General features: G+C 41.3%; 13 protein-coding genes and 1 other RNA gene. 10 read left to right on the forward strand and 4 right to left on the reverse strand.

Annotation, left to right across the window (positions count from 1 at the left end):
• Nucleotides 1–20 precede the first annotated feature (20 nt).
• Nucleotides 21–2228, reverse strand: a complete 2208-nt coding sequence (gene relA / locus C5N92_RS00945) for a GTP diphosphokinase (protein WP_111749016.1) — start codon at nt 2226–2228, stop codon at nt 21–23.
• A gap of 282 nt (nt 2229–2510) precedes the next feature.
• Here relA and hemA point away from each other — a divergent pair, with 282 nt between their 5' ends.
• The gene (gene hemA, locus C5N92_RS00950; protein ID WP_111749017.1) at nt 2511–3818 is read left to right on the forward strand and encodes a glutamyl-tRNA reductase; all 1308 of its coding nucleotides are present in this window, start codon (nt 2511–2513) and stop codon (nt 3816–3818) included.
• A gap of 68 nt (nt 3819–3886) precedes the next feature.
• Here the strand turns inward: hemA and prfB are convergent.
• Nucleotides 3887–4985 (reverse strand): peptide chain release factor 2 gene (prfB, locus tag C5N92_RS00955; protein ID WP_111749018.1). Its coding sequence is split into 2 segments (ribosomal slippage): nt 3887–4909 and nt 4911–4985, totalling 1098 coding nucleotides; the frame shifts between segments, so codons are not numbered across the junction.
• A gap of 113 nt (nt 4986–5098) precedes the next feature.
• Here prfB and rnpB point away from each other — a divergent pair.
• The 9 genes from rnpB to C5N92_RS01000 all read left to right on the forward strand — a co-directional run bounded on the left by rnpB (nt 5099) and on the right by C5N92_RS01000 (nt 14706).
• An RNA gene (gene rnpB, locus C5N92_RS00960) (RNase P RNA component class A) lies at nt 5099–5477 on the forward strand.
• A 278-nt stretch (nt 5478–5755) separates the two neighbouring features.
• Nucleotides 5756–6397 (forward strand): DUF1007 family protein, encoded by a 642-nt coding sequence (locus tag C5N92_RS00965; protein WP_111749019.1) that lies wholly within the window; start codon nt 5756–5758, stop codon nt 6395–6397.
• Nucleotides 6388–7374 carry a nickel/cobalt transporter gene (locus C5N92_RS00970; protein ID WP_111749020.1) on the forward strand — a complete coding sequence of 329 codons (987 nt, stop codon included), beginning with the start codon at nt 6388–6390 and terminating at the stop codon, nt 7372–7374. The genes C5N92_RS00965 and C5N92_RS00970 overlap by 10 nt, the downstream gene beginning before the upstream one ends.
• Before the next feature lie 99 nt (nt 7375–7473).
• Nucleotides 7474–8922, forward strand: coding sequence for an alanine/glycine:cation symporter family protein (locus tag C5N92_RS00975; RefSeq protein WP_111749021.1), 1449 nt, complete (start codon nt 7474–7476; stop codon nt 8920–8922).
• Between the two features lie 229 nt (nt 8923–9151).
• Nucleotides 9152–11086 (forward strand): TonB-dependent receptor plug domain-containing protein, encoded by a 1935-nt coding sequence (locus C5N92_RS00980; protein ID WP_111749022.1) that lies wholly within the window; start codon nt 9152–9154, stop codon nt 11084–11086.
• A 152-nt stretch (nt 11087–11238) separates the two neighbouring features.
• Complete coding sequence (locus tag C5N92_RS00985; protein WP_111749201.1) at nt 11239–12030, forward strand: substrate-binding domain-containing protein; 792 nt, start codon at nt 11239–11241, stop codon at nt 12028–12030.
• Nucleotides 12031–12163: 133 nt separating this feature from the next.
• Nucleotides 12164–13030 carry a KilA-N domain-containing protein gene (locus C5N92_RS00990; protein ID WP_111749023.1) on the forward strand — a complete coding sequence of 289 codons (867 nt, stop codon included), beginning with the start codon at nt 12164–12166 and terminating at the stop codon, nt 13028–13030.
• Nucleotides 13011–13988 (forward strand): FecCD family ABC transporter permease, encoded by a 978-nt coding sequence (locus tag C5N92_RS00995; RefSeq protein WP_111749024.1) that lies wholly within the window; start codon nt 13011–13013, stop codon nt 13986–13988. Before C5N92_RS00990 ends, C5N92_RS00995 begins: the two co-directional genes overlap by 20 nt.
• On the forward strand, nt 13981–14706 hold the full coding sequence (locus C5N92_RS01000; protein WP_111749025.1) for an ABC transporter ATP-binding protein: 726 nt from the start codon (nt 13981–13983) through the stop codon (nt 14704–14706). Before C5N92_RS00995 ends, C5N92_RS01000 begins: the two co-directional genes overlap by 8 nt.
• A gap of 5 nt (nt 14707–14711) precedes the next feature.
• Here the strand turns inward: C5N92_RS01000 and C5N92_RS01005 are convergent, their stop codons facing one another.
• Both C5N92_RS01005 and ubiH read right to left on the reverse strand, forming a co-directional pair.
• Nucleotides 14712–16118 (reverse strand): YcjX family GTP-binding protein, encoded by a 1407-nt coding sequence (locus tag C5N92_RS01005; protein WP_111749026.1) that lies wholly within the window; start codon nt 16116–16118, stop codon nt 14712–14714.
• A gap of 16 nt (nt 16119–16134) precedes the next feature.
• Nucleotides 16135–17334, reverse strand: a complete 1200-nt coding sequence (gene ubiH, locus C5N92_RS01010; RefSeq protein WP_111749027.1) for a 2-octaprenyl-6-methoxyphenyl hydroxylase — start codon at nt 17332–17334, stop codon at nt 16135–16137.
• Nucleotides 17335–17349 lie beyond the last annotated feature (15 nt).

The following is a 17349-nucleotide window of genomic DNA, read 5'->3' on the forward strand; positions in this document are numbered from 1 at the left end:
TTCCTATTCATTTGTAAAGGTTAATTCGACAATCTTTTCGCATCAATTACATCATCAATTTGTGCTATGCGATTGAGTAATTTGTCTAACATTTCCACGTTATTTAACTCAATTTGAATATCGATTGTTGCGATTGAGCGTTTGGTATCAGTACGGCTTGAAACGCCAAGTACATTCACTTTTTCATTTGCCATAATACCGCTTACATCTCGTAATAAGCCATTACGGTCATTGGCGATTACCCGGATCGTTAGGTTAAATTTACCCATCGCATAATTATTGCCCCATTCTGCTTCTACCACACGTTCAGGGCTACTGCTTTGTAGATCAAAGAGTTGTTCGCAATCGGCTCGGTGAATGGAAATGCCTCGCCCTTGCGTAATATAGCCGACAATTTCATCGCCCGGTATCGGTTGGCAACAACGGGCGATATGGTGCATCAGATTTCCAACCCCCTCGACCACCACAAAACCGCTACGGCTTTTTTGTGGCTGTTGGACTTTATTCGCCACGTGTTTAAGAATCGCTTCATCGGCTTGCTCCGCCGTTGTTTTAATCAGCTTACTTTGCAAATAATGCATTAATTGATGTAATCGGATATCACCGCCACCAATCCCAGCATAAAGATCATCTACTTGTTTTAAGTTATAACGTGGTAAGGCAAGCTCTTCAATTTGCTTCTGCGTAAAATTGAATTTCGCCATCTCCGCTTCTAGCATCTCTTTACCGAGAGGGATGTTTTTTTCACGGTCGAGCTTTTTAAACCAGGCAATAATTTTCGATCTTGCTCTTGGTGTATTCACAAAGCCTTGACTTGGTATGAGCCAATCTCGGCTTGGATTAGGATTTTTTTGTGTAATAATCTCAACCTGATCACCCATTTGTAAAATATAGGTGAACGGCACAATTCTCCCTGCAACTTTCGCACCAATACAACGATGCCCCACTTCACTATGAATCGAGTAGGCAAAATCAAGCGGTGTGGCGTTTTTAGGGAGATCTACCACTTCTCCTTTAGGCGTAAAGACATAAACACGATCATCAAAAATTTGACTACGCATCTCTTCAACCACATCACCAGAATCCGCAATATCTTTTTGCCAATCAAGAAGTTTACGTAGCCACACGATTTTTTCTTCATAGCCAGAACGCCCTGCTGCAGCATCTTCTTTATATTTCCAGTGTGCTGCTACACCAAGCTCGGCATCATCATGCATTTTTTGTGTACGAATCTGTACTTCAATGGTTTTATCGCCTTCTCCTAATACCACAGTATGAATGGACTGATACCCATTTGGTTTCGGGTTAGCAATATAGTCATCAAAATGTTCTGGGAGATGTTTGTAGTTTGTATGCACAATACCAAGAGCGGTATAGCAATCTTGTAAATTCTGAACAATCACTCGTACAGCACGTACATCAAAGAGTTGATTAAAACGCAGTTTTTTCTTCTGCATTTTTTTCCAGATGCTATAGATGTGTTTTGGTCGTCCATACACCTGAACATCTTCGACTTCTTCTTGAATACAAGCGGTAAGATCTTCAACAAAATTTGTAATATATTTTTCACGATCTAAACGGCGTTCTGCGAGATCGTATTTGGCAATTTGACGATATTCTTGTGGGTGTAAGGCTCTGAAGCAGTAATCTTCAAGCTCCCATTTTAACTGACCAATACCTAAACGATTGGCAAGAGGAGCATAAATATGCGAGCACTCTTTTGCTGCCAAGACAAGATCTTCTTCGCTTAAACGCTCGGTATCTCTTAGATAAACAATGCGTTCAGCCAATTTAATTACAACGCAACGGAAATCATCGACCATTGCCAACAGCATACGGCGGATATTGTCGATCTGTAAATCAGAAGCATGGCTGGCATTGAGCTGGCGAACGTTATCCATTTCCCAAACGCCTTTGACGAGATTTTTTACATCGTTGCCAAAATGTTCTTTAACTTGCACTAAATCGATAATATTTTGTTTGACAAGCGGGAAGAGCAGTGCAGCCACAAGGCTATCATCATCCATATTCAAACCATGTAAAATCTCGACCATTTCAATGCCAAACCAGAGTAGGTGAGTTTGTTCAAGTTCGAGTTTTTCTTGTGAATAGCGCCAAGCGATTAATAGTTGCTCAAAGGTTATGGGCGACATTTGTAACCCTGCACTCCAACTGGCGAGCTCGAAATTATTTAGATCGAGTTGGTGTGAATGACGAATCGCAACCATAAGTCCTCCATAACGCTTAATATAGAAAGGATTCTTGACAGATTTTGACAATCTTAAATGAATGTAAAGCATTATAGCTTAATTCATTCCAAAATATTGCTTATTTTATGAATTTGCAAAAATTTACAGAAATCTCACCGCTTGTTATCACAATAATTTGTTACGGTTTTGTTATAAATCAAACCTATCAAGACAATTATTTGCACGAGCTAAGCCGATTTATTAGAATAGCCCCCGTTTTTTAAGTGACGGATTTCACTTCATTTTATTTTGTGGGTAGCAATGACAATTCTAGCATTAGGTATTAATCATAAAACAGCATCAGTTGGTTTGAGAGAAAAGGTGGCGTTTGTAGAAGAAAAACGTCAACGAGCCCTTGAAGAAGTTCGTGATCAGAACATTGCTGAAAGTGTTGTTATCCTATCTACCTGTAACCGTACTGAACTCTATTTTCATCAGCCTGATGTGCCGCCACAAGAAGATCACCCTGATAACATTGCTTGGCGTGAGCAATGTTTCAATTGGTTTGCGGATATTCACCAGTTAGATAAAGATGAATTAAGCAAAGCTTATTACTTTAAGCAAAACCTAGAAGCAGCGAATCATTTAATGAGTGTCGCCAGTGGTTTGGATTCATTAATTTTGGGTGAGCCGCAAATTTTAGGGCAGGTTAAACAAGCCTATCAGGACAGTGAAACCTTTTACCATGCACATGGCGGTGCAGTTTCAACTAATCTTTCTCGTTTATTCCAAAAAACCTTTGCCACAGCAAAACGGGTACGTTCTGAAACGGAAATTGGTAGTAGTGCTGTGTCTGTTGCCTATGCTGCTTGTGGATTGGCTCGCCAAATTTTTGATGATTTCAAAAAACTTCGCTTTTTACTTGTAGGCGCAGGCGAAACCATTGAATTGGTTGCTCGTTATTTGATCCAAAATGGCGCTCAAAATATCATGATTGCTAACCGTACTCATATTCGTGCGGAAATGTTAGCTGAAAAACTTGATATGCCAATGCAGATTTTATCGCTTAGTGCATTGCAAGTTGGCTTAAACCAAGCGGATGTTGTGATTAGCTCGACAGGTAGCCCTGATATGTTAATCAGCAAAGAGATGGTTGAAATAGCGCAGAAACAGCGTCGTTTTGACCCGATGTTGTTGATTGATATTGCTGTCCCGCGTGATATTGATGAAAAAGCAGGGGAGCTTGATAGTGTTTATGCTTATAGCGTTGATGATTTACAAAATATCATTCAGCAAAATTTAGCACAACGTGAACAAGCCGCTGAGCAAGCCAAAGAAATTGTTGCAGAAGAAGCAAAAGATTTCTTTGCTTGGTTGAAGCAACAACAATCTACCAATTTGATTAAACATTATCGCCAAAATGCAGAGCAAATTCGTGTAGACTTGCTAGAAAAAGCACTTCATGCCTTAGCACAGGGGCAAGAAAGTGAAAAAGTGTTGAATGAATTGAGCTATAAACTCACCAACCAATTACTCCACGTACCAACACAAGCATTACAGGTGATGGCAAAGACAGGTAATGTGAAAGGCTTACAGAGCTTCTCATCAGCGTTGAAGATTGAAGAGTAGTGGATAACTTCTACTAAAAACCGATGCTGATAATCAGCATCGGTATGGTTTGATATAAAGGAAAGAAATTACAATCCTGCCTTCAAACTCGCTTCAATAAACTTATCTAAATCGCCGTCTAACACCGCTTGGGTATTGCGGTTTTCAACGCCTGTGCGTAAGTCTTTGATACGAGAATCGTCTAATACATAAGAACGGATTTGACTGCCCCAGCCAATGTCGGATTTGCTCTCTTCCAACGCCTGTTTTTCAGCATTCTTTTTCATCAATTCCATTTCATACAATTTGGCTTTGAGTTGTTTCATCGCCTGATCTTTGTTTTGATGTTGCGAACGTCCGTTTTGACATTGCACCACAATCCCCGACGGTATATGGGTAATTCGCACCGCTGATTCGGTTTTATTGACGTGCTGACCGCCCGCTCCTGACGCACGATAAACGTCAATACGCAGATCCGCAGGGTTGATTTCAATATCGAAATCATCATCGACTTCAGGGTAAACGAATGCTGCCGCAAAAGAGGTATGGCGGCGGTTATTTGAGTCAAACGGGCTTTTACGTACTAAACGGTGAATACCTGTTTCGGTTCTTAACCAACCAAACGCATATTCGCCTGAAACTCGAATAGTCGCTGATTTTAAGCCTGCCACATCGCCGTCCGAAACTTCGATAAGCTCGGTTTTGAACCCTTTGCTTTCCGCCCAACGTAAATACATACGTAGCAACATTTCCGTCCAGTCTTGAGCTTCTGTGCCACCCGAACCTGCCTGTAAATCCACATAACAATCTGCCGCATCGTGCGGGCCGCTAAACATTCGGCGAAACTCTAACAATGCCAGTTTTTCTTCTAATTGATTGGCTTCTTGTTGGGCTTCGTTAAAGGTTTCTTCGTCTTCGGCTTCGACCGCCAGTTCAATCAAGCCTTCAACATCTTCAATGCCTTGATCTAACTCTTTAATCGTATTGACGATTGCTTCTAAGGTAACACGCTCTTTGCCTAAAGCTTGGGCTTTTTCAGCGTTATTCCACACATCAGGTTGTTCTAATTCGGCATTGACTTCTTCTAAACGCTCGACTTTCAGATCAAAGTCAAAGATACCCCCGAAGTGTATTTGTGCGTTCAGCAAGATCGGTAAGTTGGTTTTTTATAGGGTTGAGTTCAAACATGGTTATTCCTTTTGATATTAAAAAATTGGTGCATTATAGCTGAATATAGTATTAAGATAAAACAAGCGGTCACTTCTTGGCAAAAGTTTGTAAATCCGCTATACTCGCCGCCCTGAGTTGGTTAGACAATCGCTGGTTTATTGAAGCCCTTAACCGTTGCAAAACGACCTAGTGGGACAAGTAAACGAGAGGAAAGTCCGAGCTACAAAGGGCAGAGTGCCAGATAACGTCTGGGAGGCGTGAGCCTACGACTAGTGCAACAGAGAGCAGACCGCCAGTTTCGGCTGGTAAGGGTGAAAGGGTGCGGTAAGAGCGCACCGCGTGAGTGGTAACATTTCACGGCACGGTAAACTCCACTCGTAGCAAGACCAAATAGGAATCCAACGAGTTGCCCGCTTGGGATTCGGGTAGGTTGCTTGAGCGTATGTGTGAATGTACGCCTAGAGGAATGATTGTCCACGACAGAACTCGGCTTATCGACCGACTCAGCCTTATTTTATAGCGAACAGATTTTTGTCTGTTCGCTTTTTTGTAGGAACAAAACGGCAGGTTTTTTGTCGATATATAGTGTTTCTCTTTTTTAAAGATAAGTTATTAGGTTTAATTTCTTCTTTTTTCCAATGCAAGGGTAGGGACACACTGCGTGTGTCCGTTTATGCGTTCGTCCGATTTTATTTGTTGATTATTGATTGCAGACACACGCAGTGTGTCCCTACAATAGGAAATTCTACCCCTTCAAAGGGGGAAACTATTTTCAATAAGGATCCCAAATGCTCCACCGTTTTTTTACTGTTCTCTTTTCAATATTGTTATCTACATCGATCTTTGCTCACCCCCATTCCTTTCTCGATATGAAAAATAAGGTCTTAATTAACCAAGACAAATTAGACGGCTTTGAGCTAAGCTGGATGCTTGATGAAATTACATCCGCCGAACTAATTTATGAAATCAACAGTAGCCAAGATAAAAAGCAAGCAACGGCAAAAATTCTTAAAGAGTTGGACGACAGTGCGGTGGGGACACACTATTTCAGTGAGCTATATAATCAGCAAAATCAAGCGGTTAAATTTAAGGGCAGACCGCACAAATCTTCCGTTGAGATTAAACACAATCGTATTATTTACCATTTCACGTTGCTACTTGCTGAACCACAAGCAGTGAAAGGGCAGTCTTTCCGCTTTTTTACCTTTGAACCGAGTTACTATTTGGCGATGAATTATGAAAAAGCCAGCGATGTGAGCAGTACTGAACAGTCGCTTTGCAAGGTGGAAATGATTGAGCCGACCGTCAATCAATCCTTGCGTTTATATGCTTCTAAGTTGGATAAAAATGAAACGCCAGATATGCCTGATAATAAAGGGCTGTCGCTGGGGGCTCAATTTGCTCAAAAAGTGAGTATTGTATGTCAATAAAGCGAACATATTTGCTTTGGCTAGCGGTTGGATTGGTAGCGATTTTTGCAATCTATCAGGCGTACCCTTTGATTTTGTTTAAGGTAAGCGAATGGCAACGTGAATTTAATGTAGCTCTGTCAGGGTCGCTTAATCAATTGAAAGAAAATCAACAGCAAGCAGGGCTAACCTTAATGGCGGTGAGCTTTATTTATGGGGTGTTTCACGCAGTTGGTCCGGGACATGGAAAATTTATTCTAAGCAGTTATCTCTCTTTTGAGCAAACCAAGCTGCCACAAGCGGTTAAAATCACCTTACTTTCTGCATTGGTTCAAGGTTTTGTGGCGATTGCGTTAGTCACCGTGATTGTGGTGATTTTTACCCTATCTCGTAGCTATTTTAACCTTACGCTAAAATGGGTTGAACGGGGCAGTTTTGTTGTTATGGCTCTATTTGGGCTTTATTTTTGTTATCAAGCCTTGAGCGGTTTACGGACAAAATCCCAAGTGAAAGGTTTTAAAATCAAGCAGTTGCAACAGACTTCTCAAAAGTTACCGCTTGTTACCTTGCCACATCATCAACATTCGGCACATTGTGGCTGTGGGCATAAGCACTTACCGAGTTCAACAGAAATAGAGAAGGCAACGGACTGGAAAAGTACTACAATGTTGATTTTCAGTATCGGGTTACGCCCTTGTTCTGGGGCGATTTTGGTGCTGTTTTTAGCCTATACCCTTGATCTTTATTGGTGGGGTGTTTTTTCCGCCTTGTTAATGGCAGTCGGCACAGGCTTAATGCTTTCAGCTTTCGCTTGGATTGTTTTATTTGCCCGAGACAAAGCGGTAAAAGCGGGTCGATGGTATCTCTCTTTTGCAACGCATAAACAATTTGCTCGCTATGGAAAGTTACTGGTCGGAGTAGTCCTGATTATCTTTGGTATTACTTTATTTCATAGCAGTTTGCTTGATACAAGTAGTAATTTATTATTTAAACGTTAATGAATCATTAACTTTTTTTATTAAATAAATTAAAAAATCTTTTCAAAAAACAAAAAATCATTAAAATGCAGACTTTATTTTTAAAATGAGGTCTGAATAATGGAAAGCATCGTTTCATTGTTTGAAGGTATGCTAAAGTGGATCGTTAACACAGTTGATGGTCCACTTTGGGATATTACGGTTCTAACCCTTTTAGGTGTCGGTCTATTTTTTACTATTACCACTGGTTTAGTTCAATTACGTTTATTACCACGTAGTATTCGTGAAATGTGGTTTGGTCGTGCTGCAGATGGTGATTCTCTAACGCCATTCCAAGCATTCGCTACGGGATTAGCAAGTCGTGTAGGCGTAGGTAACGTTGGCGGTGTGGCAACCGCAATCGCTCTTGGCGGTCCTGGGGCTGTGTTCTGGATGTGGATTACGGCATTAGTAGGTATGAGTAGTGCTTTCGCTGAATCCTCTTTAGCTCAAGCTTTCAAAGTTCGTGATCCGAACGGTATGTTTCGTGGCGGTCCGGCATACTATATTGCAAAAGGCCTAAAAGCGCCTTGGCTTGCTATTGCCTTTGCAATCACACTTATCTTTACTTTTGGTTTTGCCTTTAATGCTGTTCAAGCAAACTCTATTGTAGAAGCAACTCGCAATGCATGGGAGTGGGATCCGCATTATGTTGGTGTTATTCTTGTTGTGATCACTGCAGCGATTATTTTTGGTGGAGTAAAACGCATTGGTCAAGTCTCTTCAAAAATCGTTCCTATGATGGCATTGTTCTATTTAATTATGGCAGTGATTATTTTAGGTATGAACATTGAACGTGTACCTGAAGTGTTAAGCAATATTATTACCAGTGCTTTTGATTTCTCTGCAATGGCAGGCGGTATGTTTGGTGCATTGTTCTCACAAGCGATGTTACAAGGGATTAAACGTGGTTTATTCTCAAATGAAGCAGGTATGGGTTCTGCACCAAATACAGCTGCAACCTCTGATGCGAAACACCCTGCAAGCCAAGGTTTAATCCAAATGCTAGGTGTATTTGTCGATACCATCGTGGTTTGTACTTGTACAGCGATTATCATCTTAATGTCTAACGATTACGGCAATGAATCTTTACGTGGCGTGTCGTTAACCCAAAAAGCGTTGGAATTCCATGTAGGCGAATTTGGATTACACTTCTTAGCATTCACATTATTGTTGTTCTGCTATACCTCAATTATCGGTAACTATGCTTATGCAGAAAATAATATTCGCTATATTCGTAACAAACCAAGCGTTGTTTTGGCATTCCGTTTAATCGTCCTATTCTTTGTTTACTTTGGTGCAGTGCGTGATGGCGGTATCGTTTGGGCATTTGCTGATACGGTTATGGCATCTATGGCAATGATTAACTTGGTTTCTATCGTATTACTTGCACCGATTGTTTGGGTGATTTTAAAAGATTACCAAAAACAAGTGAAAGCAGGTATTGAGCAACCTATCTTCAAAATTGAAGATCACCCAGAGCTTATTCGCCGTGGTGTAGATCCACTTATTTGGAAATCAAAAGAGTAATTTCTTCTTGCTAAGATAAGCGGTCAGATTCAGGCAAATTTTTACAAATTTTTCTCCTGAACTGACCGCTTGTTTTTTCGTCTTTTCATATTCTAAATATGAATATGTTTCATGTTGAATAACAAAAATATTCAGCGTAATTTATGCCATCTTTTATGGAGTAATGAGCTTTATAAATGAACTTTTGTGTATAATATTTACGTTTAAGGTCTTTATTTAGGAATCCAATATGAAAAAAAATCTTATCACAACATCAATTCTATTCTCACTATCTACATTAGCCTTCGCTCAAGTGGAATTAGAAACAGTAAATGTCTATTCCGCTTATGCAACGCCAGTCAATCAAGATAAAACTGCATCAGCCGTCACGGTATTAACCGAAAAAGATTTTGCTGAACGCAACGCCACTTATGTGAGCGATGTGTTGAAAACTGTGCCAGGTGTGGCGATTGGGGCAAATGGTGGACGTGGTGCTGTGACGAGCTTATTCTTACGAGGTGCCGAATCAAATCACGTAGCGGTTGTTATTGATGGGGTTAAAATGAATCCTGTAAGTGATGCGTTTGATTTTGGTGGATTAAGTTTAAGCAATATTGAGCGTATTGAAATATTGCGTGGAGAACAATCGGCTCTTTGGGGAAGCGATGCGATTGGTGGTGTAATTTACATCACAACGAAGAGCGGACTGTATAAAGATAAACCATTTAATGTTGATTTTGACTTCGGCACTGGCTCACACGGTACTTATGATGCTTCTGCAACGGTATCAGGACATCATAATAATTTCTATTATGCCCTACACGGCGATAGTCATCGTACGCGTGGCATTTCAGTGATGAGTAAAGATAAATTTAACTACACTGCTCAAGATGGCACATCAATTACAACGGGCGGAGCAGTGGAACGAGATAAATTTCACCGTGATAATACATCATTACGCTTAGGTTTTGATGATAGTCATAAAGGTGTTGAAGTATTTGCTTCTCATCGTTCTCAAACTACACAAAATGATACGTCTTTATATTCAGAAGCAACCGATAAAGATTATTTCCGTGAGAGAGAAACGACTTTTAAATTAAGTGGTTATGTGGGTAATGATCAAGATTTGCTGAAACATAAAGCGAATGTTAGCCACATCAAAAATGATTATAACTATTTTAGTGCTTATCCTTATTCAAAAGATTGGAAAAAACTGGCTACTCAATATCAATTAGATATTAACTTTGATCGTGATGGTGCGGTGACACAGGGTGTGAGTCTTTTAGGTGAATATCAAAAATCACATTATGAATCAGCTTCTGTATATTCGACATTCAAAGAGCAAAAACTGACTGAAAAAAGCCTAGCAGCAGAATATCGCTTATTTACAGAGACAGATCATAGTCTTTCATTAAGCGGGCGTGTTACCGATAGCTCAAAATTTAACAGCAGTATTACAGGACGTTTGGCGGGAGCTTATCGTTTGTCTGACAACTTAAAAGCTCACGCAAGTGTTGGGACCGCAGTACATAATCCAACATTTACCGAGTACTACGGTTATTCGGCAACTTACTTAGGCAACCCAGATTTGAAACCTGAGAAAAGTCGTGGTGGTGAAATCGGTTTATTACTTGAAACAACAAATAAATGGCATAGTTTAGATACCACCTATTTTTCACGCATTGTAGATAATTTTATTACCAGTGAAGCGGTATCCCCCAATGTAAGTCGTGCAATCAATGCAGATGGCAAAACTAAGGTGAAAGGGGTGGAAGTTGTTTATAAAGGGAAATTAACAGAAACATTGACCGCCTATGCTAATTACACTTACACACAAAGTAAAAATGGCAATCATAAGAAAGGGGTTGTGGGTACAGAGTTAGATCGCCGCCCTAAACATACTGCAAATGCAGGTATCGTTTATCAAGTCACGGATAAACTTGGTGCGAGTGCAAATATAGCGTATGTTGGAAAACGCCTTGATACTTATTGGGGAAGTTATCCATCAAAACGTGTTAAATTGCCATCTTACACATTAGTAAATTTAGGTGTTAATTATCAAGTAATGCCACATATTCAAGTATATGCAAATGTTAATAACCTATTTAATAAAAAGTATGAAAATGCAGTTGAATACGGTCAAGACGGTCGCAACCTTTATGTCGGCTTAAAAGGCAGTTTCTAATTTAAACGCTATATAAATAAGGGGCAAATGAACGTTTGCCCTTTTTTATCGAAGGAATGAGATAAATGAAATTGTGCGAAAAACCGTATCACTGAAATGTAATCGATAACAGTATAAAATCAATGCAACGCAAAAATAAGCTCACTCCATTCATGCTGACAAGCGGTCTGTTTTTTTCCATTATTTACCCACAAAACGCTCAAAGCCAGCAATTTGTCTCGCTAACCCTGTGTAGCGACCGCTTGCTAATGGAACTGGCTCGCCCTGAGCAAGTTGCGGCGATGTCGCCTTATTCCAAAAATCCGTTGATGATGTTGGATAAAGTCAATCTGAACAAACCAACCCTTGAACCGCAATTAAGCCAGCTTTTACCTTATTTGGATAAAACAATGCTGATTAATGAGCAGTTTTATCCGCAGCTTGTTGCAGACTTAAAACAACTGGGTGTAAACATTTTACCTATAAACGACAATCCCCAAACGCCAGAGCAACTGTTTGATTTAATTAGTGATTTAGGTAAAGCAATACAAAATGAAGCTAAAGCGGAACAGCTTATCACGCAATTAAAATTGCAAAATTTCCACCTAAACCGACCGCTTACTGATACGTTGATATTGTCAGATACTGGTGTGGTAGATACTCAACAGCCGAACTACAAAACCTTGCTGACTTTGCTCGGCTTAACGCCTTTAAAAACCACGCTTACGCCGCAAAATTTTTCCCTTGAAAAAGTGGTGTTAAGCCAGCCTAATGTGTTGATTTCTTTAACGGATAAACAAAGCTACAATGAACAAGCAGAATTGCTTTCTCATCCGTTATTGCAGAATTTCTTTAAAAATCAACCGCTTGTTTCTATACCACTGAAATATACTTACTGCTTTGATCACGGTATTTGGCAAGGGGCAGAGAAGATTTATCGACAGTTTGAAAACAACAAGCGGTAAGACATTGGTAATTTTTTGCAAGTGATAAATTTTAATTTTTCGATCAAGATCGCAAAATTCGTTATTGACGCTTTTCTATTTCAATGTGCTGTATATAATTTCAAGTGTGTTTTTATATAGAAAGGAAACTTTGATGAACGCTAAACTTGTTAAAGAAACCATCTCCGCACAGGGTATTGACATCAATATCTACACATCTGATTTTGTGAATGATTACATCAGTTTGACGGATATTGCAAAATACAAAAATGCAGACGATCCTAGATTTGTCATTCAAAACTGGTTACGCAACCGCAATACTATTGAATTTGTTGGACTATGGGAAATTTTAAATAATCCCTATTTTAACCGTGTGCAATTCGACACCTTTAGAAGTGATTCGGGCTTAAATCGGTTTACAATGACACCACAAAAGTGGATTGAAAATACTAATGCTATAGGCATTGTGTCAAAGTCGGGGAGATATGGCGGTACTTTTGCTCATAGCGAAATTGCTCTTGAATTTGCATCTTGGATTTCACCTGAGTTTAAGTTGTATATTATTCAGGATTATAAACGGTTGAAAAACAATGAAAATTCGAGTTTCTCAAGAAAATGGAACTTACACCGTGAAATCGCCAAAATGAATTACAAACTTCATACCGATGCAATAAAAAACTATCTCTTAGCAGATTTAACCGCCGATCAACTTAGTTATCAATATGCCAGTGAAGCAGATTTGTTGAATGTGGCTTTATTTAACAAAAGGGCGAAGCAGTGGCGAGATGAAAATCCGAATTTAACGGGCAATATCCGTGATTATGCAAATTTGACGGAATTATTAGTGCTTGCAAATATGGAGAGCTATAATGCGATTTTAATTAGCAAAGGCGTTGAGCAAAAAGCACGAATGATTGAGCTGCGTAACCTTGCCCGTTCGCAACTGACCGCTTTAGCACAGTTAGAGCAAATGCCGTTACAAAAATTAGAATATCAAGAGAATGAATATAATCCGACTTAATTTGATCCTGTTTATCCTGCTGGTTAGCTTGGTGAGCCTTGCTAGCTGGTACGATCTTGGCAGTTTTTCCGCACTTAAAAACGCTGAGGGAATCATCACCGATATGCGTCCGTTGGTACTATGGGATATTCGTCTGCCACGAATTTTATTGGCGGTTCTAACTGGGGCAAGTTTAGCGGTAGCAGGCAATGCAATGCAGGGGATTTTTCAAAATCCGTTGGCAAGTCCAGGTTTGTTGGGCAGTGCGAACGGAGCAACTACGGCGAGCGTGTTTATGCTCTACTATTTTTCTGTACCGTTTACGCTGTTATTGATTGGCGGCGTGTTGGGAGCGTTGGCGAGCTTTCTGTTGGTTTACCTAATCGCTAAAAATCACGGCTCCACGATGATGATTTTAAGTGGCGTAGCGGTCAATATGTTGCTCGGTTCGGCAATCGCGTTATTGCTTTCTAACGCCGAAAGCCCTTGGGCATTGGCGGAGTTATATCGCTGGTTGCAAGGTTCACTGGTTTGGGCGAAATTGGATACCTTGTTGATTTCCTTACCGATTGTACTACTCGGGTTATTCTGCCTTTATCAACAACGCCGTTATCTCGATTTGTTGACTTTTGGCGAAGAAACCGCCAGCACAATGGGCGTTGATCCGAAGCGTAGCTTTTTTATCACCACACTGGGCGTAGCGTTATTAGTCGGGGCAACCATTCCACAAACTGGCACGATTGGCTTTATCGGCTTAATCGCACCACATTTGGCTCGAGTTATGCTGAAAAAACGTCCGTCTCAACTTTATCTCACCAGCGGTCTGATCGGGGCATTGATTTTACTGATTGCCGATCTCTGTATTTTGTATATCCCGTTTTTCTCACAAATCTATATCGGCACGCTGACCGCCATTATCGGCGCTCCGTTTTTGATTTGGATTTTGCTCACCCAACAACGGAGAATTGCCCATGATTAGACTTGAAAATGTATCCCTTGCCTACGGCTTATCCCATATCAACGGCAAAATTCCGCAGGGGAAACTGGTCGGTATTATGGGGGCGAATGGGGCTGGAAAGTCCACATTATTGAAAAGTATTGCAGGGATCTTACCGCTTACAAGCGGTGAAATTTGGCTAGGAAATTGCAAATTGTCCACAATGACGGCAAAGCAGAAAAGCGAGCAACTTGCTTATCTTGCACAAAATACGCAAATTTATTGGGATCTCTCGGTTTATGATGTGATCGCTCTCGGCTTGCCGACACCGACCAAAGATGAACAAGAAAAAGTGAGATCGGTTTCCGCTCAATTTTCCATTGAAACCTTGCTAGATAAACCCTTCCGCCAACTTTCAGGGGGCGAAAAGGCACGAGTTCAACTGGCTCGTTGTTGTATTAAAGATACACCCTTATTGCTTGCTGATGAACCCATCGCACCGCTCGATCCTTATTATCAGCTTGATATTATGGAACAGTTTAAATCACTCACACCACAAAAAACCTGCGTGGTGGCTATTCATCATTTGGATTTAGCTTATCGTTTTTGCGATGAAATTATTCTACTGAATAAAGGGAAATTGCTGGCAAGTGGGGCTGTTCGTGCTGTATTGAACCAAGAAAATTTAATGACCGCCTTTGGTATTCAAGCGGTCATTGATGAGCAAAATGGAGAGATTCGTCAAATCCAAAAAGCGTAGTGTCGTTAATCAAACCGATCCGTTAAGATAAACTGCAACACAGCATCCATTCGCAAATGGGGGATCGGTTGACTGAAGTCGATCCTTTTCGGCTCAAATTGATCGAACTCGAAGCGGTTGTTTTGCCAATAATTTGCGTCAGGCAAGCGACTTGGCACACTGCCCGGGTAAAGTGTCACGACTTTGTGATCGCTTGAACGCACGCCTCGAATCGCTTTAAAGCTCTGTCCGTTTTGGGTGGCGATCACAGGTTCGGTGGCTCGAATGGCGGAAATGGCTTGATAGCCCGTTTCAATTCCCTCAAATTCGGCGTGTCGTCCGCCCTCTTGTACCAGCTGTCGCATTAGGCTCTCCAAATTCGGCAGTTGCTCGCTAGTGATATGATCCGCTTTGGTGGCGATAAACAGTAGTTTGTCGATATTGGACGAAAACAGGCGACTAAACAGCGAACGGTTGCCGTAATGGAAATGTTTAAACAGCTGTTGCAAGCCTGTTTTCATCTCGATAAAGGCTTGGTGGCTATGGTTGAGCGGTGTCAGGCAGTCCGCTAAAATCACTTGGCGGTCAAACTGTGAGAAGTAATCTTCATAAAACGGCTTGACGATTTTCTGCTGATAGTGGCGATAACGTTTTTTCAAGGTGTGAAAAATGCTCTGTTCAGGGCTTTTTTCAAGCTGTTCCCAGTCGTGTTCGCTGAGATCAAGCAAAGGGAAAAACTGATAGACTGGCGCACCACGCTCTGCATTAGGCAACACAAACCGCCCTGGCTGAATATATTGCATTCCGACTTCTTTACATTTGAGCAAGTAAGAGGTGTAATCTTCACTTAATTTTGCTAACAAATTTTCATCGGTTTTTGCCGTAAGATCCAACTGTTTCACCTGTTCAAGCCAGCCTTGAGCCAATTCTGCTCGTTCGCCTTTATGTACAAGTTGTTGATTTTGCGACCATTCTTTGAAATCTTGCGAGAGTAACGGTAGGTCTAACAGCCATTCGCCCGGATAGTCAAAAATATCAAGGTAGAGCGTGTTAGTCTCTTTGATGTGGCGAAGTAAGCTATCACGGCGTTGATAGCGGATCGCAAGGCGGATTTCACTAATACCCGTTGTGGACGGCGACCAACTAGGCGGATCCTTTTCAAAACATTGGCGATTTTTATCGTACTCAAAACGGGGAATGGTGAGATCGTGCTGCTCCACCCGTTTGACCGAGATAATTTGCCCGTTACGAGCAGGGGCAAACAGGTTCAAATGGGCATTATCGCCCGTGCCGATATGCAAAAGTTGATCGACAAGACTGGTGATAAACGCCGTTTTTCCACTACGGCTCAAGCCTGTTACCGCAAGGCGTAGATGATTATCCAACCCACGTTGGACGAATTTGTGTAGTTGATGTTGGAGTTGTGTAAACATATTTAAAAATGAAAAATTACCACCCCAAAGCCCGATGAGCCACCGCATTGCGAGCCAGTGAGCAGTGAGATAAGCCTAAAAGGGCTAGATTGCGAGCGACTTGCATTGGTAAAAATTCGCAACTAAAGAGCGAAATCAGTCCGCTTGTGCTTTGCATAATACGAGTTTGGTCGGCTTGGCGTTGTTGTGCAAAGGCTTGCAAGATGTCGTGATCGCCTAAATCTTTTCCTTGTGCAAAGACTTTGCCAAGTTGTGTAGCTAACTCAAACAGATCTCGCATACCTAGATTAAACCCTTGCCCTGCCACAGGGTGCAACAGTTGTGATGCATTGCCGACAATAGCTAGGCGGTGATGCATATGGCTTTCGCTTTTTTGCGAAGAAAGGGGATAAACAAACCGCTTGCTAACCTGTAAAAACTTGCCGAGTTTCCAGCCAAATTGTTGCTGTAAAGCGTGTAAAAATTCGCTGTCGGACATTGCCATTGGCTCTGTCGGATCGGCAACGCACCAAACCAGCGACATCATTTTTTCGTTTAATGGCAACAGGGCAAAAGGACCTTGATGAGTAAAGCGTTCAAAAGCGTGGTTGCGGTGCGGTTCGGCTAACATAACATTGGCAATAATCGCCGATTGTTGATAATCCTTGATGAATTGGGTGTTTACGCCACATTGTTGTGCCACTTGAGATTGAATTCCGTCACACGCCACCAGTAGTTGAGCGGTCAAGGCTTTGCCACTGTGCAAGGTGATTTCGCACTGCTCTGTTGTACGTTCGATATTCGCCACAGTATCAGGGCAAAAGAGTTCAATGTTCGGCTGTTGGGAAATCAAGTTAGAGAGCTTTTCCCCCAGTTTTGCCAGCTCCACCACTACGCCCAATTCAGATAAGCGTAGTTCATCAGCTTTTAAGGTAGTTTTGCCAAAATGCCCTTGATCTGATACTTGAATTTGCTTGATCGGCGTGGCCATCGCATAAACCAACTGAGCCAAATCACCGTTTAATGCAAGCGGTCGAATTTGGGCTAATTTTTGCAAACTACCATACGCCAAAGCGATAGAACGAGCATCAAAACCGCCTTGTTCGGCGTAGTTCGGCACATTTTTTTCGACAATCGCAATCTGCATTTGGTGTTGGCAGACAGAACTTAATGCTAACGCCAACACAGAGCCAGTAATGGCTCCGCCGATAATTACCACATCAAGATTTTGTTTCATCACAAGTACCAATTT

The organism is Glaesserella australis (assembly GCF_003260095.1).
GTDB classification, from domain to species: domain Bacteria; phylum Pseudomonadota; class Gammaproteobacteria; order Enterobacterales; family Pasteurellaceae; genus Glaesserella; species Glaesserella australis.